Below are 23,745 nucleotides of genomic sequence, written 5' to 3' on the forward strand. Positions count from 1 at the left end.
TACCGAGGACACTTCATGGCCGGCGCCGACAGCTACAGCCCTCTTATTGAATCGCGTGCGGACCTGATCGAGGCGATGGCGCGCGGGTGCAAACCCGAGAGCGAATGGCGCATTGGCACCGAGCACGAGAAGCACGTGTTCCACACCAATCCGCTACGCCCGGTCGCCTATGAAGGCCCCAATGGCATTCGCGCGCTGCTCGATGGCATCCAGGCCGAAACCGGCTGGCATCCCTTCTATGATGGCGACAACCCGATCGGGCTGCGCAATGATGAAGTGGCGGGCGGTATTTCGCTGGAGCCCGGGGGGCAGTTCGAACTGTCCGGCTCGCCCCAGCTCGATCTGCACGCTTCGGCAGCGGAGCTGGCCGAACATATGGCCGTCAGCAAGAAAGTCGCCGGTCCGCTCGATATCCACTTTCTGGGTCTGGGCGTCACCCCGATCTGGTCGGTCGATGAGATCTGCTCGATGCCCAAATCGCGCTACGGCATCATGAAGCCCTATATGGAAAAGGTCGGCACGCTGGGCACATCGATGATGTTCCGCTCGGCCACCGTACAGACCAATCTCGATTTCTCCAGCGAAGCGGACATGGTCAAGAAGCTGCGCGTGGCCGTCGCCCTGCAGCCTATCGCTACCGCGTTGTTTGCCAATTCGCCCTTCGCCGATGGCCGTGACACCGGCTATCTCAGCTTCCGCAGCCATATCTGGCTGAATACCGACGACGCCCGCACTGGCATGCTGCCCTTTGCCTTCGAGCAGGGGTTTGGCTTTGAGCAATATGCCGACTATGCGCTGGACGTGCCGATGTATTTCGTCATCCGCAATGGCGATTACGTCAATGTGGCGGGCGAGAGCTTCCGGGCCTTCCTGCGCGGCGAACTGCCCCAACTGCCCGGCGAAAAGCCAACCATCAAGGATTGGGAAGACCATCTGTCGACCATCTTCCCCGAAGTGCGCCTCAAGCAGTTCCTTGAGATGCGCGGCGCCGATATGGGCGACGAGAGGTCGGTGACGGCGCTGTCGGCCTTCTGGACCGGCCTGCTCTATGACGCGGTTTCGCTCGAAGCCGCCTATGAGCTCATCGAGCCATGGACCCAGGGCGAACGCGACGCCATGCGCCGCGATGTGCCTCGTCTGGGTCTGATGACACCGGTCGGGCGCACCAATATCTATGATTTCGCTGCTCAGGCCGTCGGCATTGCCGAAGCCGGGCTGATCCGCCGCAATCGCCTGAACAGGGCAGGTCAGGACGAAACCATCCATCTGGCGCCGCTCGAAGAAACCATCCGGCTGTCCAAGTCGCCAGCCGATCGCTGGCGCGACAAGCTGGCCGGCGCATGGAATGGCGACATGACCCGGATCTTCCAGGAAGCCGAGATGTAGCCAGACCCACTGGTCGCAATTGCGACCATGGGGACTTGCACCCCTCGCCGTGGTGGTGCATCACGCGCGCAGCAAGCGCGGAGGGCACAAGCATGCGGGTTCTGGTGATCGGTTCAGGTGGACGCGAGCATGCGCTGGCATGGAAAATCGCCCAGTCGCCGCTGTTGAGCAAGCTGTATGTCGCTCCCGGCAATGGCGGCACCGAGGCTGTTGCGCAGAACGTGGCGCTCGACATCAACGACCACCCAGCAGTCATCGCCTTCTGCCAGTCCGAAAAGATCGACTTCGTCGTGGTCGGCCCCGACGCGCAGGTGGTGGCCGGTCTGGGCGATGATGTTCGCGCCGCCGGGTTTGATTGCTTCTGCCCGTCCAAGGCCGCTGGTCAGCTAGAAGGCTCCAAGGGTTTTACCAAGGCGCTATGCGACGAGATGGATATCCCGACCGCCGCCTATGGCCGGTTTGATAGCGAAGCGGCGGCCCTGGCCTATCTCTATACCCAGGGCGCACCCATCGTGATCAAGGCCGATGGTCTGGCCGCGGGCAAGGGTGTCACCGTTGCCATGAGTGTGGATGAAGCCGAAGCGGCGATCATCGACTGCTTTGCTGGTGCCTTTGGCCAGTCGGGTGCGGAAGTGGTGATCGAGGAATTCATGGAAGGCGAGGAGGTCAGCCTGTTCGTGCTGTGCGATGGCACCGACATTCTGCCGCTGACCACCGCGCAGGATCACAAGCGCGCCTTTGATGGCGATACCGGCCCCAATACGGGTGGCATGGGTGCCTATTCCCCTGCTCCGGTGATGACCCGCGAAACCTACGAGGAGACGCTGGAGCGGGTGATCTGGCCGACCGTCAAGGGACTGGCCGCGCGCGGCACGCCCTATCAGGGCGTGCTCTATGCCGGGCTGATGCTGACTGAAACCGGCCCCCGTCTGGTCGAATACAATGCCCGCTTCGGCGATCCGGAAACCCAGGTCATGATGATGCGCATGGACAGCGATCTGCTGCCGCTGCTGCACGCGACCGCGACCGGCACCCTGGGCGGCCATGAGGTGAGCTGGAAGGATCAGTATGCGCTCACCGTCATTCTGGCGACCCAGGGCTATCCAGCCAGCTATTCCAAGGGCTCCGAGATCAAGGGCGTGGAAAATGCCGGTTCCGAGCATGTTCATGTGTTCCACGCGGGAACGCGTCGCGACGGCGCGCGTTTACTTGCAGAGGGTGGTCGCGTGCTCAATGTGACCGCTCTGGGGACGGGTGTCCGGGAGGCGCAGCAGCGTGCTTACGCAGGCGTGGACAAGATTGACTGGCCAGAAGGCTTTTGCCGCCGCGACATCGGCTGGCGGGAGCTCGCCCGTACCCGCGTCTGAACCATTCCTCAACCTCAATCCGCTAGGCTTCCGCAAGACAGTCTTTGACCAGACCCCGTCGCAACGTCCGCTGACGCCGCTGCAAAAGCGCGGCCAGGCCCTCGCCGACAGTCTGCGTAACAAGGGCAAGGAGCGCGGCGGCATGAGCACGATTTCTGGGCCACGAATTGGTATTGCGCTGGGCGGCGGCTCGGCGCGCGGCCTGACCCACATTCCCTATATCGAAGCGATGGACGAGTTGGGCCTCAAGCCCGCGGTTATTTCAGGCACCTCGATTGGCGCGCTGATCGGGGCCGGCTGGGCTGCGGGCATGACCGGCAAGGAATTGCGCGAGCACTCCTATGAAGTGCTGGGTACCATGCGCAAGATCGCCACCAAATTGTGGGCGATCCAGCTGCGCGGGCTGGGCGGCATTCTCAAGAACGGCATTTCGATGCAGCTCGATGCCTCGAGCATTGTCGACAGCTTCATCCCCGAGGATTTCCCGCTCGAGTTCAAGGATCTCAAGATCCCGCTTTATGTGGTGGCGACCGATTTCCAGAGCTGGCACCAGGTGGTGTTCAATTCCGGAGCGCTACGTCCGGCCATTGCCGGCTCGATTGCCATTCCCAGCCTGTTCAAGCCGGTCAACTATGCCAACCACATTCTGGTCGATGGCGGTGTGGTCAATCCGCTGCCGCTCGATCAGGCTGATATCGGTACCGACTTCCTGATCGGCATCGACGTCAATGGCGATCCCTCCGAGGGCATCAGCAAGACCGATCACAAGGCGCTCGATATCTGGTTCGGTTCGGCCCAGATCATGATGCATTCGTTGACCGCGCACATGATGGCGGCCTATCCGCCCGATATCTATATCCGGCCTCATGTCGCCAATTTTGGCGCGCTGGAATTCTGGCGCGTGCGCGAAATCGTCAGCCATGGCGAAGCCGAGAAAGAGCGCTTCAAGCGCATTCTGGCACAGAAGGTCGAAGACTATATCCAGGACAGGCTGCCTGCCGCGGGTGTTGAATAGCCTGCAGGATCAGCCCCGCGATCGGGCCTTCTTTGGAACGCTTGTCTTCTTGTTGTCACGCCGGGTTGCGGCAACGTTGTTGAGCAGGAATGGCGCGATATCGACCGGTCGCATCGGGCGCCCGAAGTAGAACCCCTGCATCTGATCGCATGACATTGCTGAGAGAATGTCGGCCTGCTCTTCGGTCTCGATGCCCTCTGCCGTAACCACCATGTGCAGACGATGGCCAAGCGCAATGATGGCGTCGAGCACATCACTGGCCTGCCCCCGGCTATCGGCCAGTCCCATGATGAACGAGCGGTCGATCTTGAGCTTGTCGAAGCCGAACTTCCACAGATAGCCCAGGCTGGAATAGCCCGTTCCGAAGTCGTCCATGGCGATGGACACGCCCAAGGTCCGCAGGTCGGCAAGCTGACGACCGATCTTGTCGGTGTCGTGCATCAGAAGGCTTTCGGTGACTTCCAGTTCCAGCCGGGTGGCGGGCAGACCGGTCTGCGCGAGCAGCTCGCTGACGAGTTCGGGCAGTTCCTGGCTCTCGAACTGGCGGACGGAAAGGTTGACCGACACAAACAGATCATCGGGCCAGGCTGCGGCCTGGGCCATCGCTGTCTTGAGGACCCATGTGCCAATGCGTTCGATCTCGCCAATGGATTCAGCCACCGGAATGAACTCATCAGGCGGGATGCGCTCGCCATCCTCATCGGTCAGGCGCAACAGGGCCTCAAAACCGACGCAGAGGTTCGAGGTCTGGTCCAGCAGCGGCTGAAATTCCAGGGTGAACAGATCAAGGTCATAGCCCTGCCGTACGGCCTTTTCGACCTTCTGGCGGCGCGCCACGGTGGCCTCGAGCGCCTGATTGAACACCTTGTGCAGCCCGCGACCATCGGCCTTGGCCTGATAGAGCGCCATATCGGCCTTGTGCAGACAATCCGCCACAGAGACCGTTGTGTCGGGCACCATATAGACACCAACGCTGATACCGCCGGTGACGGTCACCCCGCCCGTGCGGAGGGGCAGTTTGACGTCCTGCTGCACGCGGTCGACGACCGCCAGAATGGCCTGAGGACTATCTGCGGCGATGACCGCGACGAATTCATCACCACCGATACGCGATGCGACACCGGTTTCGCCAATGCCGCGCGCAATGGCTTCGCCAACATGGCGCAAAAAGGCATCGCCGGTCTGGTGTCCGAATACATCATTGGTGGATTTGAAATTGTCGACATCGGCGTACAGCACGGCGACGCAATTTGCCTTGCTGGCCAGTGATGCGGTCTTGAAGAAGGCGTCGCGGTTGAGCAGGCCGGATACGGTGTCGAAATTGGCCAGATACTCGATCGACCGCTTCGCGGTTTTCTGTCGTTCGCGCAGATAGGCAATCAGGAAATAGGCAACGGCCAGGATGACGGCGAACAGCGCTGACATCGCGATGGAATACTGGATCGCCGAACTGGTGAACTGGCGGTACATTGCGGTCTTGTCGACATAGACAATGGCAACGCCGATCACCTGCTCGCCCGATACGATAGGGGTGTAGGCCTCGATAAAGTATTTCGGCTCGGTCGCGTCGGCAGTTTCGTCATGGATGAAGGAGGCAATACCGCCCTCTGCCAGAATTTGCTGAACGGTGTCGAGATGCCCCCCGATATGTGGGGTTTGGTGGGGGTGCGCGCCATGTGCCATGGCGCCATCATCGCTCTGGGCAGCCCAGACCACGGCGTCGCCCTGTTGATTGAACAGCTCAAAGCGAAAAACATCACTGACCTGGGACAGCGACAGAACCGCACTGAGCTGATCCTGATCGGGATTGTCGGCTTGCAGCAATGACTCGAGGTCTGGCGTTTCGTCGGTAAGGTACTGCGCCCATTGCACGGCCTCCCGCTCGGCTGCAACGCCGACCCCGTGCTGGATCACGGCAACAAGACCGAGACTGGCCGCACCGATCAGCACCAGGATCATGGACATGGCTGCAACAGTGATGATCAGTTTTTTGCGCATGGAGAACCCGCCAACCTCATTTCCTCTTATCTTCCTCGATAAGATTTAAGAAAGGTTGGACGGACTGCGCTGCCGTGATCAGCTGTTATGTATCCTATGAGCTGAAAACCGGGTGGGATCAGCTAGCCGATCTGCTCCGACTGCATGCCGGCAAGATCGGCCGAGATAGTGCAGACCAGGCCCTCGGGCCTGAAATCCATTATCACTTCGGACCCACTGCTGGGCAGACCTGCACGCACCAGCCGGCTGCCAAAGCCCTTGTCCTGGGGTTGCTCGACGGCGGGGCCACCCTGCTCCACCCATTTGATGACAAAAGCCTCGACGCCCTGACGCGATTCCACGCTCCAGTTGATGTTGACCACGCCATCAACGCTGGCCAGTGCCCCATATTTGGTGGCGTTCGTGGCCAGCTCGTGCAGGATCATCGACAGCGTCAGCGTTGGCTTGGATGACAGCTTGATCGCGGGGCCATCGGCCACAATGCGCCGCTGCCCTTCATTGCCATGCAGGGCAGCAATCTTCTGGACAATGTCGGCGACGCTGGCATGACCGGCACTGCCCGCGATCAGCATATCCTGCGCATCCGCCAGCACACCGATACGCTCGGTCAATGTTTTCGAAATGCCGGGTAGATCATTCTTGGAACGCAAGGTCTGGCTGACAATGGCCTGGATCAGCGCCAGCTGGTTTTTCAGGCGATGCCCGATCTCCTGCGACAGTACCTGCTGCTCGCTCTCGCGTTCAGCCAGCGCCAGATTGGAACGCTGCAGGGAGTGGGCCAGTCGGGCCATGGATTCGCGCTCGGCCTTGAGGTGCTGGGCAGTCACGGTGATGCCATGGATGATGACAATGTCGACGCTGACGATGAAGGCATAAAACAGCAATGCCGTGGTCGCGCCCGCGTTGAGAGCAAATGAATTGGCCGGGGCGATGAAGAAGAACCAGGACGCCAGACCGCACAGCACTGCCGAAACCACCCCGGGCCAAAGCCCTGCCAGCAAGGTGGTGACAATGACAGCGGGGAAAAACGTCAGATAGGGAAAGCCCGGCGGCAGGGCATCGCTGAGGCCATAGCGCAGCGCAAAGGCAACAACGCACAGGCCCAGCGAAAGCGACCAGCGGAACAGCGGCGAGCGATTGCGGGTCACAATCGTCTGCAGTGCCGTAGTAAATCTGCTCTTGTCGCTCACGGTGCCTCTGTCGGATTTGGATGAAATTGGTCAGAACCACTGACCAGCATATACGGGAAAAGCACGAAAGCGGAACCTGCATTGGGCCGCTTTATGCACAGCGCGCAACATCTATCCGCGCCGCAGGTCCTGAAAAAACGCCTTGAGCATGGCCTCTGACCGCGCCGCGCCAATGCCGCCAATGATCTCAGGGGCATGGTGGCAGCTGGGCTGCTCAAACAGCCGCACGCCATTCTCGACGGCGCCTGCCTTGGTGTCTTCAGCCGCGAAATAGACCCGACGCACCCGGCTGTGGGCGATAGCACCGGCGCACATGGCGCAGGGCTCAAGGGTGACATACAGATCGCAACCATCCAGCCTGCCCGTGCCGCGTTTGGCCAGGGCCGCGCGCATGGCCAGCAGTTCGGCATGCGCGGTGGGATCGTTGAGCGCCTTCATGCGATTGCGCTCGGCGGCCAGCACGGTTTCGCCTTCCATGACCACCGCGCCCACGGGCGCTTCGCCATTGGCGGCGGCTTCCTCGGCCAGCGCCAGCGCGCGATTCATCGGTGTCATGGGTGGATGCGGCATGGCGTGGTGATACTGTTCAATGGCAAAACGGGCAAGCCGGTCACAGCCGACGGCGGCGCCCGGCCCCCAGAATGGCGATGGCGATGCCGCCCAGAATGATGATCGAGGCGATCAGCAGTCTTGGCGTGACGGCTTCGCCCAGCACCGGCACGGCGATGGCGGCGGCAATCACCGGCACACTGAGCTGGACCACCGCGGCGCGGGTCCGGGTCAGTTGGGGCAACACGGCATACCAGATGGCATAACCCAGTCCTGAGGTTATCGCGCCAGACGCAATGGCCAGGGCAACCCCCAGCGGGCTTGGCAATTGCCAGACCAGCCCGAAGATCAGCAAGATCAGGGCAAATGGCACGCAGCGCACAAAGCTGCCCGCGGCGTCAGCCAGCGGCCGGGTCGAGCCGCGCCCCAGTAGCGAATAGGCCGCCCAGCACAGCCCCGAGACCACCATCAACAGGGTTCCCAGCGGGTCGGGTGCGCTCAGGCCGGGCGATATGAGATAGACAAACGCCCCCAGTGCCACGACCAGCCCGAGCCATTCGAGCGCGCCGGGACGGTCTCCGGCGATCAGCCCCCGCGCAATCATGCCGAACTGCACGCTGACAAACAGCACCAACGCCCCCATGCCAGCCCCCAGCAGCACATAGGCCAGCGAGAAGGCCAGCGCATAGCCAAACAAGGCGGCGGCTTGCTGCGCGGTGCCCAGGCTGGCGATCTGGCGCCAGCTGGCGGCGCGCGACAATCCCACCAGCAAACCCAGCGTTACCGCGCCGGCCAGCAAGCGAATGGCGGTGAAGCCGGCGGCATCGAGTTGCCCTGCCCCCAGCGCCTGCCGGGCCAGCACGGAATTGGCCGCAAAGGCCAGCATGGCCAGGCCTGTCAGTCCGATGATCCTGATCATGTCTGCTCCTCGCACTGACTGCTGCGCAGCCCTGATGGATGGGTCTAGCACCCAAAGCCGTGCGCGCACCACAAAGGGCGCCATTCCGGCAGGACACAATCATGACAATTGAACCGGTGACAGAGCCCGCAAACGGGTCGGAATGGCTGGCCGGACGCCCTATATTGAGCGTTCAGGAGAATCGCCCTTGCCCATCCGCCAGCTACCCGAAGTTCTGATCAACCGCATTGCCGCTGGCGAAGTGGTCGAGCGCCCTGCCAGCGTCGTCAAGGAACTGGTCGAGAACGCCATTGATGCGGGCGCCAGCCGCATTGCCGTGACCACGGCTGCTGGTGGCAAGACTCTGCTGCGCATCGAGGATGATGGCCATGGCATGGATCGGGCTGACTTGCTGCTGTCGGTCGAGCGCCACGCGACCTCAAAGCTGTCCAGCGACGATCTCGATGATATCCGCAGCCTGGGCTTTCGCGGCGAGGCGCTGGCCTCGATCGGCTCGGTGGCCGAGCTGTCGATCTCATCGCGCCCCGCTGACGCCGAGAGCGGACTGCGCATTGATGTGCGCAATGGCGTGCGCAGCGGGCCGGTGCCGCAGGCAATGAACCGGGGCACCATTGTCGAGGTCAAGAACCTGTTCGCCAATGTCCCGGCGCGGCTGAAATTCCTCAAGACAGACCGTGGCGAATCCGGGGCCATTACCGATGTGCTCAAGCGCCTCGCAATGGCCAATCCCACCGTGCATTTCGTGCTCAGCGGCAGCGATCGCTCCACCTCGAACTGGCCTGCGGTCAGCGGCACAGGCGCATTGCAGGCGCGACTGGCGCAGGTAATCGGCGACGACTTTGCGCAGAATGCGGTGACGCTGGCGCATAGCCGGCACGGCGTGGTTGTGGCTGGTCTTGCGGGCCTGCCGACCTATACCCGTGCCAATTCGCTGAGCCAGTTCTACTTCGTCAATGGCCGCTCGGTGCGCGACAAGGTGCTGGTGGGCGCCGTGCGCGCTGCCTATGGCGACTACATCTTCCGCGACCGCTTTCCCGTAGTGGCGCTCTATATCGCCATTGATCCTGCCGAGGTCGACGTGAACGTTCATCCCGCCAAGGCCGAACTGCGCTTCCGCGATGCAGGCGCGGTGCGCAGCGCCGTGATCCGGGGGATCGGCGAAGCGCTGGCCGCAGCAGGCTTCAAGGCCTCTACCAGCGTAGCCGATGATGTGCTGGGCGCCTTCACTGCCCCTGAGCAACAGGCCAGCGGCGTTTCCACCGCGCCCATGATCTCCGGCTCAACTGCCTACCATCCCACCCAGACCTCGGCCTTTTCGGGCTATGAGCGGGTGTCGGGATCGGGCAGCAGCAATCCGTTTTCGCCCGATTATGGTCAGACCGGTCTGGATGGTCTGAACGAACCCAGCGCGCGGGTCGAAGCCGAGCCTGCCCCGGCTCTGGTCGATTACCCGCTGGGCACGGCGCGGGCGCAGATGTTTGACAATTTTATCATCGCCCAGAATGGCAACAGCCTTCTATTGGTTGATCAACACGCGGCCCATGAGCGGCTGGTCTATGAACGGTTCAAGGCGCAGCTGGCCTCGGGGCCCGTTGCCAGCCAGGCTTTGCTGATCCCGCTGGTGCTTGAGATGCCCGAAGAGGACTGCACCCGGCTTGAAGACGCGTCCGACGAGCTGGCGCGCTTCGGGCTCTATCTCGAACGCTTCGGCCCGCGCGCCATTGCGGTGCGTGAGACCCCAGCTCTATTGGGCAGCTCGGACATTGAAGGGCTGGTGCGTGACCTGTCCGATGGGCTGGCAGAATGGGATTCCATTGCTGCCGTCAGCGACCGCATGGAAGCGATCATCGCGCGCATGGCGTGTCACGGCTCGGTGCGCTCGGGCCGCCGCCTGCGGGTCGATGAAATGAACGCCCTGCTACGCGACATGGAGGCCACGCCCCATTCCGGCCAGTGTATTCACGGCCGCCCGACCTATGTCGAGCTCAAACACAAAGACATCGAGCGGCTGTTCGGGCGGAGCCGGTAGGCCCTACGGGGCGGAACAGCAGTGCCGGAACATTCGTTGCCCATCCATGCTCTATTTCACCAGCGATACCCATTTTGCCGATCCGCGGGTGCTCCGCCTCGACCGGCGTCCCTTCGCCAATATGGCCGAGCACGATGCCGCCTTGATTGCCAGCTGGAACAGCGTCGTGCAGGCCGATGACGATATCTGGCACCTTGGCGACGTCGTCCGTGGGGATCAGGGCGCAGTTGAAGCTCTGCTGCACCGGTTGAACGGCACCAAGCATCTGATTGTAGGCAATAACGATCCGCTATCGACCCAGTCGGCGCAAGGCTGGGCCAGTGTTCAGCACTATGCCGAGCTGAAGATCGACATTCAGCTCTATGTGCTGTGCCACTATCCCTTCCGCACCTGGAACCAGATGGGCAAGAAATCCATCAATCTGCACGGTCATTCGCATGGCCGGCTGGCGCCTATGCCGCGGCAGTTCGATGTGGGGGTCGATCCGCAGGGGCTGCGGCCCCGGCGACTGGACGAAATTGTGGTCAGCCGCCGGCGTGGCCGGACTGCAACGCCCGCGGCCTGAGCTTCTTACTGAAACACGCTCGCGCCCTTGTCCGCCACGCCGACCATGGCACGGAAGTTGGCGAAGAGTTCGCGGCCCATGCCGAAATGCTGGCTGCGCAGATCTTCGGTGGCCGGGGTGCGCGCGAAGAATTCCTTCTCATCGCCCAGGAATGTCAGTGAGCCTTGGTTGGCGTCGAGCCGGATCATGTCACCATCGCGGATCTTGGAGATCGGGCCACCATTGACCGCTTCGGGGGTCATGTGGATGGCGGCGGGCACCTTGCCCGACGCACCCGACATGCGGCCGTCGGTGAGCAGCGCGACCTTGAAACCGCGATCCTGCAACAGACCCAGAGCCGGGGTCAGCTTGTGCAATTCGGGCATGCCGAGCGCCTTGGGGCCAGAGAACCGCACCACCGCGATCATGTCGCCGGTCAACTCGCCTGCCTTGAACGCGGCCTGCAGGCCTTCCTGACCATGGAAGACGCGCGCTGGCGCTTCGATGACGCGGTGCTCTGGCTTGACGGCCGAGACCTTGATCACCGAACGACCCAGATTGCCCGACAGCAGTTTGAGGCCACCAGTCTCCTGGAACGGGGTCGCCACCTTGGTCAGCACCTTTGGCAGGGCGGATTCCCTGGGCGATGGCTCAAAGGTCAGCTTCTCTTCGATCAGCTTGGCCTCGACCGTGTAGTTGGACAGCCCATTGCCCCAGACGGTCTTGACGTCTTCGTGCAGATGGCCGCTTTCGAGCAGTTCCTGAATGAGGAAGCCCATGCCGCCAGCGGCGTGGAAATGGTTCACGTCGGCCACGCCATTGGGGTAGACGCGCGCCAGCAGCGGGGTGGCGTCCGACAGGTCGCTCATATCGTCCCAGGTCACCTGCAGGCCAGCGGCCGCCGCGATGGCGATCAGGTGCATGGTGTGGTTGGTCGAGCCGCCCGTGGCGTGCAGGCCGACCAGACCGTTGACGATGGCCTTTTCGTCGATGACGTGACCAACGGGGGTGTAATCATTGCCCTGTGCGGTCAGCGACAGCGCACGAATGGTGGCTTCGCGGGTCAATGCGTCGCGCAGCGGGGTGCCGGGATTGACGAAGCTGGCGCCAGGCAGATGCAGGCCCATGATTTCCATGAGCATCTGGTTGGAGTTGGCGGTGCCGTAAAAAGTGCAGGTGCCTGCCGCGTGGTAGGACTTGGACTCCGCTTCGAGCAATTCGGCGCGGCCGACCTTGCCTTCCATATAGAGCTGGCGAACCTTGGCTTTTTCGTCATTGGGGATACCCGATGGCATGGGGCCGGCGGGCACGAACACCGCTGGCAGGTGGCCAAAGGTCAGCGCGCCGATCAGCAGGCCGGGCACGATCTTGTCGCAAATGCCCAGATAGACGGCGGCATCGAACATGTTGTGGCTCAGCGAAATGGCGGTCGCCATGGCGATCACGTCGCGGCTGAACAGGCTCAGGTCCATGCCGGGCTGGCCCTGGGTCACGCCATCGCACATGGCAGGCACGCCACCGGCAACCTGGGCGGTGGAGCCCATTTCGCGGGCCGCCTGTTTGATCAGATCGGGATAGAATTGATAGGGCTGATGGGCGCTCAGCATGTCGTTATAGCTGGTCACGATGCCCAGATTGAGCGATTTGTGGCCGGCCAGTTGCGCCTTCTCGGCGGGCGAGCAGGCAGCGAAGGCATGGGCAAGGTTGCCGCAGGAGAGCACGGTACGGTTGACGCCGGCTTCGCGGGCACCCTCAAGACGGTTCAGATAATCGCGACGGCTGTCGCGGCTACGCGCGGCGATGCGATCGGTGACATCCTGGATGGCCTGACGGACAGACATATCGGCTCCTGTTCTTGGAGCCCTTCGTGGCCAGAGCGGTCAATTGGGGACCGCTGAGGGGACTATGGGCACCAGTAGACGTTGACGGCGTGGCCGGACCGCAACACGGCACGAATGGGCATGTCCTGGGTCGGACCATCTCCCAAAGCGGTGTCGAGCACGGCGGCCTTTTCCTCCCCTTCAATATGAAGGTACAGCCCATCCGCGCGGAGGAGACGCGGCAGGGTAAAGGTGATGCGGGGTTCGCCCGCGCCCGGTGCGCGGATGGCCAGGGTGGGGCCTTCCTCGCTCAGGGCCTGGTCCAGCGTATCGCCGCCGGGAAAGAACGAGGCGGTATGGCCGTCGCTGCCCATGCCCAGCACGACAGCGGCGAACTGCTCGGGCAGATCGGCCAGCAGGGCATTGGTGCGCGCCACGCCCGCGGCATCAGGCTCATCGCCGCCCGAATAGAGCGGGTAGAAGCGCGCCGTGGCTGCGGGTCCCTGCAGCATGCGTTCATTGACCAGCAAGGCGTTGGAGCGGTCATTGGTTTCATCGACCCAGCGCTCATCAACTAGGGTGACGATCACCTTGGACCAGTCGATGTCCTTGGTCTTGCCCAGCGCCTGGAAGAACCGGCTGGGGGTCGACCCACCGCTGACGGCAATCGCCGCCTCGCCGCGCGCGTCGATGGCTGTGCGAATGCGGTCGGCAACGGCCTCTGCCAGTTCATTGGCAAGGGTCGGCTTGTCGGCAAAGCTGCGGCGCTCGAGCACGGGCTGGGTCATTCTAGTTCTCATCCTCATGCCAGGTGCGGCCATCACGCTCGATCAGCGCATGCGAGCCGCTGGGGCCCCAGGTGCCAGCCACATAGGACTGTGGTGGTTCCGAAGACCGTTCCCAGGCCTCGCGGATCGGGTCGACCCACTTCCAGGCCGCTTCGAGTTCGTCGCGACGCATGAACAGGGTCTGGCTGCCACGGATCACGTCGAGCAGCAGGCGCTCATAGGCTTCTGGCGTGCGTTCCGAGAAGGTCTGGGCAAAGCTCAGGTTCAGGGGCACTTCGCGCAGGCGCATGCCACCGGGACCGGGATCCTTGATCATCATCATCAGCTTGACGCCCTCATCGGGCTGCAGGCGGATGATCAACTTGTTGGCCTTGGGTGCGCCCTCGGCGTGGTCAAAGATCGAATGCGGAATCGGTTTGAACTGGATGGCGATTTCCGAGACCCGGCTGGCCATGCGCTTGCCGGTGCGCAGATAGAACGGCACGCCGGACCAGCGCCAGTTTTCGATTTCGGCCTTGAGTGCCACAAAGGTCTCGGTGCGGCTGCCCTTCTTTTCTTCGGGCAGTTCGTCCTGATAGCTGGCCACCGAGGTGGTTTCGGAGCTGACGCCCTTGTACTGGCCGCGCACGGTCATCTTGGCCACGTCACCATTGGTGATGGGCTTGAGCGAGCGCAGGACCTTGAGCTTTTCGTCGCGCAACGCATTGGCGTCGTCGCTGGCGGGCGGCTCCATGGCCACAAGGCAGAGCAACTGCAGCATGTGGTTCTGGATCATGTCGCGCAGGGCGCCGGATTCGTCATAATAGCCGCGGGTACCGGCCCCAACGCTTTCAGCCACGGTGAGCTGGACGTGGTCGATATGGGCCGAGTTCCACACGGGTTCGAACAGCGTGTTGGCAAAGCGCAGCGCCAGCAGGTTCTGCACGGTCTCTTTGCCGAGATAATGGTCGATACGGTAGACCTGATCTTCCTCGAAGATCTTGGCCACGCCGTCATTGATTTCCATCGATGACAGCAGATCGTGGCCCAGTGGCTTCTCGATCACCACGCGGGCGTCGCGACGATAGACCTTGGTCTTGGAGAGCTGTTCGGCGATCGGCTCGAACAGATCGGGGGCCACGGCCAGATAGAAGGCGCGGACAACTTCAGGGTCGTCTCGCAGGGCCTTTTTCAGATCGCCCCAGCCCGCTTTGTTGCTGACGTCGTTGATGATGTAGGAGAAAATATTGACGAAGCGCTCGATGACCGCGGCGTCCTGATATTCCTTTTCCACGAACTGGGTGATCGCATCACGCGCGGCGTTCTGGAAATCGGCATCGCTCAGCTTGGAGCGCGACACACCAATAATGCGGCTGTTCTCATCGAACTGGCCATCCTTGAAGCGGTGATAGAGCGCAGGAATCAGCTTGCGCTTGGTCAGATCACCGGTGGCGCCAAAGACCACATAATCGAATGGCTGGACGGGAATGATGCGGCTGGACAACGGGCTAGTCCTTAGTTTGACGCGAGGTTCAAGCGAAATTGTGCTTGGCGAGAATGACAGCGCCATGCAGCGGCTCGAAGCGTGGCAGCATGACAAAGTCGCCATAGCGCTTTTCGAGGAGCGGGAACAGACGCTGGCCGAAGCCACCGACGATCGCCATCACCTTGGCATTGCGCGCCTTGAACCACTTTACGTAGGTTTCGATATAGCTGAACTGCAGTTCAAGCATCTTTAGGGCGACCGGATCGCCTTGGTCGAGATAGTCGCTCATCAGCGGCATCAGCTTGCCGAATTCGGCAGGCGCACGGCCGATCAGGGCATCATCGCAGCCTTCCGAGCCATCATTGCTGATGATCCTGAGATCCATGTCGGTGGCAAATGACCAGGTCATCACCGCCTGATTGTCACCACCGAGCGCGGCGATCACTGCCTTGGTCAGCGGCGACGATGGCACCAGACCGTCTTCGGCCTCCACAGAATAGCGCACCAGTTCGCGGCCCAGAATGGCGCCCGACATCTGATCGCCAATCTGGAAGCCCCAGCCACCGGCCTGATGGCGCTGGCCATCAACCACTGCCAGCGCTGCCGAACCGGTACCAACGATGATCACCGCGCCCTCTTCGCCACCAAGGGCGCCGGCATGGGCAATATCGATATCGTCATAGACCTTCACCCCGGCAAAGGGCCAATGCCGTGCGGCGAACTCATCGCGCGCCGAATCCATGCGGCCACCGGCCATGCCAAAGCAGGCATAGGTATTGGCGGTCTGTGCATAGTCGAGCCCAGCGGCAGCGAACACATCGCGCGTGCCGGCCAGAATGGCCTTGTAGGCGGGTTCGCCATCGTCGATCTGCAGGTTGGAGCGACCGTTCCTGACCTCAGCCAGCGTCTGCAGATTCTCATCGGCCAGACGCACGCGGCAATTGGTACCGCCACCATCAACGCCAAGGTAGTATCTCGTCACGCTAGGATTCTCCGAATTCAGAAGGGATTCTAGGGTCTGGTTTCGGCGCGGACCATAGTGCGAAAGCTGATAATACGAAAGTAGGATAAGGCACAAAATATCCCTGCCAAGTCCCCTGCCCGCATGGCTCGCCTGCGCGGAGCATACAAGCAGTTATGGCCACAGGGTTTTCGTGGCATACCATAGCGGTGATCAGATGGAGGTCGAAGCATGACGCGACACGTGTTGGTGCTGGGCGGCGCCCGTTCGGGCAAAACCGCTTTTGGCGAGAGTTTGGCCCTGCGCAGCGGCAGTACGCCGGCCTATCTGGCCACTGCCGAAGTGCTTGATGGCGAGATGCGGGACCGCGTTGCCAGCCATCAGGCCGGACGCGCCGGACAGTTCGCCACCATAGAAGAGCCGTTGGCGCTGTCGAAGACCCTGCTCAAGGCAGCCAGGAGCCATGACGTCATTCTGGTGGATTGTCTGACCCTGTGGATCACCAATCTGCTGGTATCTGGCGACAATGTTGCCGCGCAGGTGGAAAAGCTCGGGCAGACACTGGGCCAGTTGCAGGATACGCGGATCATTCTGGTCAGCAATGAGGTCGGTCTGGGCATTGTCCCCGACAATGCCATGGCCCGCACCTTCCGCGATCTGGCCGGCAGTGCGCATCAACGGCTCGCCGAGATCTGCGACGATGTCTATTTCGTCGTCGCGGGACTGCCCATGACGCTCAAGGGCGAACCACCCATCCCCACCATGGGACGCACGCAATAGGCACCAGAATCAGCCAAGGGCTATACTCAGTGCTAACAGTGCGCTGACACTTAGCAGCACATTCAGGGTCATGCGGTAGAGGGTTAGCGCGCGGGTGATATGATAGGGTCCGAGCTTGGTTTCGCCTTCGCCCATGATCGGCAGATCGACCACTTCACCGTCATAACTCCTTGGCCCACCAAGCGAAAACCCGAGCGCGCCAGCAAAGGTCGCCTCCGGCCAGCCCGAATTGGGCGAGCGGTGTTTCATGGCGTCGCGCGTGGCCGCCTGCCACGCCTTGGACGGGCTGGCCCCGGGCACAAAGAAGCAGGCAATGGTCACCAAAACCGCCGTCAGCCGGGCGGGAACGAGATTGACCAGATCATCAAGGCGCGCGGCCGCCCAACCAAAATCGGCGTAGCGCTCATTCTTGTGGCCGATCATCGAATCAGCGGTGTTGATGGCCTTGTAGAGCGCAATGCCCGGCAGGCCGAGCAGCACCAGCCAGAACCACGGTGCGACCACACCGTCCGAGGCGCTTTCGGCCAAGGTCTCCACCGCTGCGCGGGAAACGCCAGCGGTATCAAGCTGTTGGGGATCTCGGCCCACGATCTGGCTCACCGCCTCGCGCCCGGCCTCCAGCGAGGTCAACAGCGCATCGGCCACCGCCTGCACGGCCCGACCCAGTTCCTTTTGCGCCAGGAAGGGCGTCGTCAGCAGGATTTCGAGCACCCAGCCGAGCGGTATGCGGTGCACAATATTGCGCACCATCAGCGTTACAATCAGCGTCGTGCCGAGCACCAGCACCATGGTCACCATGCCGCGCACGCGCCGTTGCTCGGGGGATTGCTCCTCCTTCCACAGTCGTGATTCGAGCCAGCTGAGGAGCTTGCCGATCCACATGACGGGGTGGCCGATCTGGGCCAGCAAGCGAGGCGGATAGCCCTGCCAGCGCTCGAGGATCAGCGCCAAGGGAGCAATAAATACGTGCATCAGTCCAGCCTAACGGGTTCTGCGAGCCCCAAAAGGGCATCAATATCAATGTGATGTTCAAGGTGAGCGGCCAGTGCATCGAGCGTGGTGTCGATGCTGGCCTCATAGGCGAAATCAGGCGAGGCAACATTGCCCAGCACAGCACGCCGGAAATCGTCGGCGGCAAACAGACCGTGCAGATAGGTGCCCTGCACCCGGCCGTCGGCGCTCACCGCGCCTTCGTTCATGCCCGCCACATGGGCGAAAGGCCGTGCAATATCAGGCCCCTGGGTAACACCCATATGCATGTGATAGCCGGCAATGGCAGTGCCGGAGCCCAAGTGAATGGCCCGCTCTACCCGCAATTGCTTGACCGGGCTGAGGACGGTTTCAACATCGAGCAGACCAAGGCCCTCAGTCGTACCCGGCGTGCCTTCGATCCCGTCCGGATCGGCGATGGAGCGCCCCAGCATCTGGTAGCCGCCGCAAATGCCGATGATCTTATCCCCGGCGCGGTGATGGGCGATAATATCGATGTCCCAGCCATTGGCGCGCAGCGCTGCCATATCGCTGCGGGTGGCTTTGGAACCGGGGAGGATAATCAGATCAGCGTTGCGGGGAATAGCTTGCCCCGGCGCCACCAGCACCAGATTGACTCCCGGTTCGGCCCGTAGCGGATCGAGATCGTCAAAATTGGCGATGCGCGGCAGTTGCGGCACGGCAATGGTGAGGGCGCCGGACTTGTCTGAGGTGTAATCGGCCAGCGCCAGGACATCCTCTGCCGGCAGCTTGCCCGCATCGGTAAACCAGGGCACCGGACCGAAGCAGGGAACCCCGGTCTTTTGCGCGAGAAAAGCGATTCCATCGGCGAAAAGCGAAGGATCACCTTGAAACTTGTTAATCAGGCTGGCGCGGATGCGTTTGGCGTCGGCCGGGGCGACCACTGCAAAGGTGCCTACCACCGATGCAATAACCCCGCCCCGATGGATGTCACCCACCAAAACAACTGGAATATCAGCAGCTTGCGCAAAACCAAAATTGGCGATGTCATTGCGGCGCAGGTTGACTTCTGAGGCGCTGCCAGCGCCTTCAACGATAACAAAATCCACATCGGCCGCCAATTCATGAAAGGCGTCGATCACCTCGGGCAGCAGCTTGCCGCGCTCATTCCAGTAGGTGCGCGCGGTCATTGAGGCCACACGCTGCCCCCGCACCACTACCTGTGAACCAGTTTCCAGTTCAGGCTTGAGCAGAACCGGGTTCATGGCGGTAATCGGCTCGCGTCGCGATGCCCGTGCCTGCAGCGCCTGAGCCCGCCCGATCTCACCACCATCGGCGGTCACGGCGGCATTATTGCTCATATTCTGCGGCTTGAACGGCGCGACCTTGAGGCCGCGATTGGCCAGGGCACGGCACAGGCCAGCGACTATCAGCGATTTGCCGACGTCCGACCCCGTCCCCATGAACATCAGTGCCTTAGCCATGGCCAGACTTATGCCGCATCAATCACGTGCGCGTAAGACCCCATCACCCGCCCAATTACCGCGCCCATGGGCGGCATGGCATCGCCACGCGCATCAGCAGCCGCAAACAGCGGGTTCAGCCGTGACTGTTTGGCAGATGAATAGTGAAACTCATGGCCATTGAGCCGACCCGGCCAGGGCAGATCGCCCGACTGCACCAGGCGCCGATAGCCCAGAATACGCTTGGGACGATCAATGTGCGTCGTCACCGGCAACAGTCCCGCCATGGCATGGCTGGCGCCGGCCTTGTCCACCAGTGCATCGCCGAGCACCATGAAGCCGCCGCACTCGCCATAGAGCAGCGCGCCGCGGTCGCGCGCGGCCACCAGTCCCGCCTTGAAGGCGTCCGCAGCGGCCAGTGTTGCGCCATGCAGTTCGGGATAGCCGCCGGGCAGGAATACGGCATCGGCATCCCCCCCAGGCGCTTCGTTGCGCAGCGGCGAAAAGAAGCTCAACTGCGCACCCTGACTGCGCCAGCCATCAAGCAGATGGGGATAGGCAAAGGCGAAAGCATCATCGCGGGCGATCGCCATATGCTGGCCCAGCGGCGGCAGATCCGCTGCATCCTCGGCACCTTCCCCCAGCGGCGCGGCAATGGCCTGGAACCGGTCGAGATCGACATAGTCCCCCATGGCGGTGGCCGCCTCATCAAGGAAACCGGCAAAGGCGTTGACCTCGCCGGGCAGCACCAGGCCCAGATGGCGCTCGGGCAGCACCAGCGCCGGATTGCGCGGAATGGCGCCAAGGCAGGGAATACCCGTCGCGGCCAACGCCTCGGTCAGCATGCGCTCATGCTTCATCGACGCCACGCGGTTGATGATCACCCCCGCAACCCGCACGCCAACCCGCCAGTTGGCAAAGCCAGCCACCAGCGGCGCTATGGATTGGCTTTGCCGGTCGGCATCGACCACCAGAACCACAGGCAGCTCAAGCAGTTCGGCGAGATCGGCTGTGGATCCGATGCCGTCGGCTGCACCGTCAAAGAGGCCCATCACGCCTTCAACAATAAGCAGATCAGCGCCCGTGGCCTGGGTCGCGGCCAGCTGCTTGAGTCGGTGCGGGGTCATCGACCAGGGGTCGAGATTGACGGCGTCGCGCAGCGCTGCGCGCGCCAGAAAGGTGGGATCGATGTAGTCCGGACCGGTCTTGGCCGGTGCAACGACGACACCGCGCTGGCGCAAGGCGGCCAGCAGGCCAAGTGTGACCACGGTCTTGCCCGAACCCGAGCGCGGTGCGCCAATGACGAGCCCTTTAGCCAAAGGTGTGGCTCCGCATCTGCCCGACATACCAGTCCAGCGTCTCGCGATACTGGCTGACCGCGCCCAGCACGACGATGGCCGGGGTTGGAATGTCTTTAAGTTCGCTGACTTCGCCCAGCGTGGTTTCAATCACGACCTGCTGTGGTGTGGCGGCGTGGGAGACAATGGCGAGGCGCTCGCCGCCATCGCGACCGGCCTCAAGCAGTTTTTGTGTGATGGAGCCCAGATGCTTGATCGCCATGAACATGACGATGACTGGCGCGGCCTTGGCCACGGCGGGCCAGTCCACACCATGCGGCACGGCGCCCGATTCATCGTGGCCGGTGAGGAACATCACAGCCTGATTGACGTCGCGATGGGTGACAGGAATGCCGGCATAGGCCAGCCCGCCAACGCCCGAGGAAATACCGGGCACAATACGGAACTGCACACCGTGCTTGACCAGCATCCCCGCCTCCTCGCCGCCACGGCCAAAGATGAACGGGTCGCCGCCCTTGAGGCGCAGGACGCGCTTGCCAGCCTTGGCCAGCGCCACCAGTTGCAGCGAGATATCGGCCTGTTTGGGCGATGGTTTGCCGCCACGTTTGCCGGCAAAGATGCGTTCGACGTGACGCGGTGCCATGGCCAGCAGATCAGGCGAAACCAGTGCGTCATGAACAATCACATCGGCCTGTCCCAGGGCGTGATAGGCAAGCAGGGACGCCAGCCCCGGCCCGCCCGGGCCCGCGCCAACCAGCCAGACCGTGCCCGGTTCGAGCTGCGGGAAATCAGCATTGTCGAGGGCCGCGAAATGGGCGCGGCGGCGTGGTTTGCGGATCCAGCCGAACATCAGTGCATCAACCCTTGAGGCGCGCGGTGGGAATGGGCACAGTGGCGCGTCATGAAGTACTCAGTGCGATGAAGATTCTGATCCTGGGCGGCACCGCCGAAGCGCGTGATCTGGCGGGGCGTCTGCTCGAACTGGGCCATGATGTCACCAGCTCGCTGGCTGGTCGCACACAGAATCCTACCCTGCCCGCCGGCGCGGTGCGCATGGGCGGATTTGGCGGTGCGGTTGGACTGGGCTCCTATCTGAGAAACGAGAACATTGAGCGGCTGATTGACGCCACGCACCCCTATGCGGGCACGATTTCGGCCAATGCGGTCGCCGCCGCCCAGGCCAGCGGCGTGATGCTGGTGCGTTACATGCGTCCGGTCTGGGCGGAGCCTGACAGCGCGGGCTGGACCAATGTCGCCACGGCAGCCGAGGCTGCCTCGGTCTTGCCCGCCGATGCCACGGTTCTGCTCACCACAGGTCACACTGGTCTGGTTGATTTTCTTGGCCGTGCCGATTGCCGCTTTCTCGTGCGCCTGATCGAGGCCCCGGCCGTGGCAATCCCGTCCCACACGAGGCTGCTGCAGGACCGTCCACCCTATGGACTGGCCGACGAAATGGCGCTGTTGGCGCGCGAGAGCATCACTCATCTGGTCACCAAGAATTCCGGCGGGGCACAGACGGCGGCCAAGCTGGAAGCGGCGCAGCGACTTGGAGTTGAGGTGATCATGATTGCCCGTCCCGCCTATGGCCCAGCGCTCGAAGTGAGCAGCGTGGATGGTGCTATCGAGGCATTGGCGCTGACGGGCTGACCAAAACTGGCCACGCTGAATCCGAGCTTACAATCGGAAATGGCGCAGGTGGCATAATCTGATTTGCGTTTATGCAGGCGGACCGGGCCAGCCATGGCAGCCACGGCGTCAGCGACACCGGGCACATCGCCACTCAAATCGGCATCATCAAGCAGGCGCATTGGCACGGCGAAATACAGCGCCACGGGCAGGAGCAGCGGACTGGTTGCCTTGCGCATATGAGTGCCAATAGCGGCCAGTTGACTGGGATGCAGGTTCAGTTCAGCGAGGCAGGCCCGGATCAGTGCGATGATCTCACCGGCACTGGCCGCGGAGGCAAAGCCAATGCCAGCGACAAATCTGTCTGTAGGGGCGGGGATCGCCCCGAATCTAGCTGTCATAATCGCCTCTCAAAGCAAGAGGCAGGTTCGCTCAAGACCGTTGCAGCTCCGGGGTTGGTCCCCGATTTGGGTCGACCGCACCGAATTCTGTTTCAGTTCCTTCGTGGGAACTCTGCGCATGTTTTGGTTCTAGGCGGGCAGAACCGCTTGGTCAATCAATGGCTTGGCCTGCTTCATGACCAGATAAGAATGCTTCTGAAAATGATTTGCAAATTCAATGACTTGTCGCGTCGGTTTTGGGTGGTTATGGCCTCCCCATGATTTGGGGCGAGACTGGACAATGACGGCAACAGCAAAGCGAACGCTGGCCATTGCGGCAGCAAGCCTACTGATCGGCCTGATCGTGCTGGGACTCAAAGTGCTGGCCTGGCAGATTACCGGATCGATCGCGCTCTATTCCGATGCCCTGGAATCCATCGTCAATGTGGTGACGGCCATTGCGGCGCTCAGTGCTGTATGGCTGGCGCAAAAGCCCGCCGACGCCGCCCTACCCTATGGCTATCACAAGGCCGAGTATTTCTCGGCCGTGCTGGTGGGGGTCATGATCATCGTGGCGGCGATCCTGATTGCCCGCGAGGCCATTACCGGGCTGATGACCCCCACCCTGCCCGACGCCCCTATCGAAGGACTGAGCATCAGCATTGTCGCCACGGTGATCAATGCGGTCTGGGCCTTTGTACTGATCCGGCATGGCCGCTCGGTACGTTCGCCAGCACTGCAGGCCGACGGCAAGCATTTGATAACGGACGTGGTCTCAACAGGCGGGGTCATTGTCGGACTGGCCCTGGTCTATCTGACCGGCTGGGCGATGCTGGATCCCATTCTGGCGGCGCTGGTGGCGCTCAATATCCTGTGGTCAGGCTGGGCAGTCATCCGCGACAGCGTAGGCGGGCTGATGGACGTGGCTGTGCCCAAGGAAACCCAGCAACTCATTCGCGAGGTTATCGCCGCCAATGCCGATGGGGCCATTGAGGCGCATGACATCCGCACGCGACAGGCTGGCAAGATGACGTTCATCGACTTTCATCTGGTGGTGCCTGGCGCGATGAGCGTCGACGATGCTCACGCCATCTGCGACGCTATCGAGGCCAAGCTACGCGAGGCCGTCCGACAGGTTCAGATCACTATTCATGTTGAGCCCGAAGACAAGGCCAAGCATTCCGGCATCGTGGTGGTCTAGCGCGCGAATGTGACT

General features: G+C 62.2%; 21 protein-coding genes. 8 read left to right on the top strand and 13 right to left on the bottom strand.

Features of this window, described 5'->3' with window-relative positions; all coding sequences use genetic code 11:
- Positions 1 to 15: 15 nt before the first annotated feature.
- The 3 genes from KD146_RS11820 (at position 16) to KD146_RS11830 (ending at position 3,768) form a co-directional block, all read left to right on the top strand.
- Complete coding sequence (locus KD146_RS11820; RefSeq protein WP_212658863.1) at positions 16 to 1,386, top strand: glutamate--cysteine ligase; 1,371 nt, start codon at positions 16 to 18, stop codon at positions 1,384 to 1,386.
- Positions 1,387 to 1,478: 92 nt separating this feature from the next.
- Positions 1,479 to 2,753, top strand: coding sequence for a phosphoribosylamine--glycine ligase (gene purD, locus KD146_RS11825; RefSeq protein WP_212658864.1), 1,275 nt, complete (start codon positions 1,479 to 1,481; stop codon positions 2,751 to 2,753).
- A complete protein-coding gene (locus KD146_RS11830; RefSeq protein ID WP_212658865.1) occupies positions 2,686 to 3,768 on the top strand; it encodes a patatin-like phospholipase family protein in 1,083 nt (360 codons plus the stop codon). Before purD ends, KD146_RS11830 begins: the two co-directional genes overlap by 68 nt.
- A 9-nt stretch (positions 3,769 to 3,777) precedes the next feature.
- Here KD146_RS11830 and KD146_RS11835 read toward each other — a convergent pair whose 3' ends face one another.
- The 4 genes from KD146_RS11835 to KD146_RS11850 form a co-directional block, all read right to left on the bottom strand.
- A complete protein-coding gene (locus KD146_RS11835) occupies positions 3,778 to 5,766 on the bottom strand; it encodes a putative bifunctional diguanylate cyclase/phosphodiesterase (RefSeq protein WP_212658866.1) in 1,989 nt (662 codons plus the stop codon).
- 122 nt (positions 5,767 to 5,888) lie between these two features.
- On the bottom strand, positions 5,889 to 6,956 hold the full coding sequence (locus KD146_RS11840; RefSeq protein ID WP_212658867.1) for an HWE histidine kinase domain-containing protein: 1,068 nt from the start codon (positions 6,954 to 6,956) through the stop codon (positions 5,889 to 5,891).
- 111 nt (positions 6,957 to 7,067) lie between these two features.
- Positions 7,068 to 7,511 (bottom strand): nucleoside deaminase, encoded by a 444-nt coding sequence (locus KD146_RS11845; RefSeq protein WP_249327656.1) that lies wholly within the window; start codon positions 7,509 to 7,511, stop codon positions 7,068 to 7,070.
- A 55-nt stretch (positions 7,512 to 7,566) separates the two neighbouring features.
- Positions 7,567 to 8,424, bottom strand: a complete 858-nt coding sequence (locus KD146_RS11850) for a DMT family transporter (protein WP_249327657.1) — start codon at positions 8,422 to 8,424, stop codon at positions 7,567 to 7,569.
- A 187-nt stretch (positions 8,425 to 8,611) separates the two neighbouring features.
- On the opposite strand from KD146_RS11850, the gene mutL reads away from it, so the two are divergent.
- Entirely contained in the window at positions 8,612 to 10,453 is a 1,842-nt protein-coding gene (gene mutL / locus KD146_RS11855; RefSeq protein WP_212658868.1) for a DNA mismatch repair endonuclease MutL, read from the top strand.
- 46 nt (positions 10,454 to 10,499) lie between these two features.
- Positions 10,500 to 11,018 carry a metallophosphoesterase family protein gene (locus tag KD146_RS11860; protein ID WP_212658869.1) on the top strand — a complete coding sequence of 173 codons (519 nt, stop codon included), beginning with the start codon at positions 10,500 to 10,502 and terminating at the stop codon, positions 11,016 to 11,018.
- Between the two features lie 5 nt (positions 11,019 to 11,023).
- On the opposite strand, the gene edd is transcribed toward KD146_RS11860, so the two are convergent.
- The 4 genes from edd to KD146_RS11880 all read right to left on the bottom strand — a co-directional run bounded on the left by edd (position 11,024) and on the right by KD146_RS11880 (position 16,052).
- A complete protein-coding gene (edd, locus tag KD146_RS11865) occupies positions 11,024 to 12,838 on the bottom strand; it encodes a phosphogluconate dehydratase (protein WP_212658870.1) in 1,815 nt (604 codons plus the stop codon).
- A gap of 62 nt (positions 12,839 to 12,900) precedes the next feature.
- Complete coding sequence (gene pgl, locus KD146_RS11870) at positions 12,901 to 13,605, bottom strand: 6-phosphogluconolactonase (RefSeq protein WP_212658871.1); 705 nt, start codon at positions 13,603 to 13,605, stop codon at positions 12,901 to 12,903.
- Between the two features lies 1 nt (position 13,606).
- Positions 13,607 to 15,088: a glucose-6-phosphate dehydrogenase gene (gene zwf / locus KD146_RS11875; protein WP_212658872.1), complete on the bottom strand. Its 1,482-nt coding sequence runs from the start codon at positions 15,086 to 15,088 to the stop codon at positions 13,607 to 13,609.
- Between the two features lie 28 nt (positions 15,089 to 15,116).
- Positions 15,117 to 16,052, bottom strand: coding sequence for a glucosamine kinase nucleotide-binding domain-containing protein (locus tag KD146_RS11880; protein WP_212658873.1), 936 nt, complete (start codon positions 16,050 to 16,052; stop codon positions 15,117 to 15,119).
- A 210-nt stretch (positions 16,053 to 16,262) separates the two neighbouring features.
- On the opposite strand from KD146_RS11880, the gene cobU reads away from it, so the two are divergent.
- On the top strand, positions 16,263 to 16,811 hold the full coding sequence (cobU, locus tag KD146_RS11885) for a bifunctional adenosylcobinamide kinase/adenosylcobinamide-phosphate guanylyltransferase (RefSeq protein ID WP_212658874.1): 549 nt from the start codon (positions 16,263 to 16,265) through the stop codon (positions 16,809 to 16,811).
- A 9-nt stretch (positions 16,812 to 16,820) separates the two neighbouring features.
- Here cobU and cbiB read toward each other — a convergent pair whose 3' ends face one another.
- The 4 genes from cbiB to cobA are packed head-to-tail and all read right to left on the bottom strand — an operon-like array spanning position 16,821 to position 21,373.
- Positions 16,821 to 17,783: an adenosylcobinamide-phosphate synthase CbiB gene (gene cbiB, locus KD146_RS11890; RefSeq protein WP_212658875.1), complete on the bottom strand. Its 963-nt coding sequence runs from the start codon at positions 17,781 to 17,783 to the stop codon at positions 16,821 to 16,823.
- Entirely contained in the window at positions 17,783 to 19,246 is a 1,464-nt protein-coding gene (locus KD146_RS11895) for a cobyric acid synthase (protein WP_212658876.1), read from the bottom strand. Before KD146_RS11895 ends, cbiB begins: the two co-directional genes overlap by 1 nt.
- An 8-nt stretch (positions 19,247 to 19,254) precedes the next feature.
- Positions 19,255 to 20,571, bottom strand: a complete 1,317-nt coding sequence (locus KD146_RS11900) for a cobyrinic acid a,c-diamide synthase CobB (protein ID WP_212658877.1) — start codon at positions 20,569 to 20,571, stop codon at positions 19,255 to 19,257.
- Positions 20,537 to 21,373, bottom strand: a complete 837-nt coding sequence (cobA, locus tag KD146_RS11905; RefSeq protein WP_212658878.1) for a uroporphyrinogen-III C-methyltransferase — start codon at positions 21,371 to 21,373, stop codon at positions 20,537 to 20,539. Before cobA ends, KD146_RS11900 begins: the two co-directional genes overlap by 35 nt.
- Positions 21,374 to 21,441: 68 nt before the next feature.
- On the opposite strand from cobA, the gene KD146_RS11910 reads away from it, so the two are divergent.
- The gene (locus KD146_RS11910; protein ID WP_212658879.1) at positions 21,442 to 22,170 is read left to right on the top strand and encodes a cobalt-precorrin-6A reductase; all 729 of its coding nucleotides are present in this window, start codon (positions 21,442 to 21,444) and stop codon (positions 22,168 to 22,170) included.
- Here KD146_RS11910 and KD146_RS11915 read toward each other — a convergent pair.
- Positions 22,104 to 22,550, bottom strand: coding sequence for a cobalamin biosynthesis protein (locus tag KD146_RS11915; RefSeq protein ID WP_212658880.1), 447 nt, complete (start codon positions 22,548 to 22,550; stop codon positions 22,104 to 22,106). The genes KD146_RS11910 and KD146_RS11915 overlap by 67 nt on opposite strands.
- A 280-nt stretch (positions 22,551 to 22,830) precedes the next feature.
- Here KD146_RS11915 and KD146_RS11920 point away from each other — a divergent pair, with 280 nt between their 5' ends.
- Complete coding sequence (locus KD146_RS11920) at positions 22,831 to 23,730, top strand: cation diffusion facilitator family transporter (RefSeq protein ID WP_212658881.1); 900 nt, start codon at positions 22,831 to 22,833, stop codon at positions 23,728 to 23,730.
- The last annotated feature ends 15 nt before the right edge of the window (positions 23,731 to 23,745 follow it).

Origin of the sequence: Devosia litorisediminis (genome assembly GCF_018334155.1) — a bacterium.
Lineage (GTDB): Bacteria > Pseudomonadota > Alphaproteobacteria > Rhizobiales > Devosiaceae > Devosia > Devosia litorisediminis.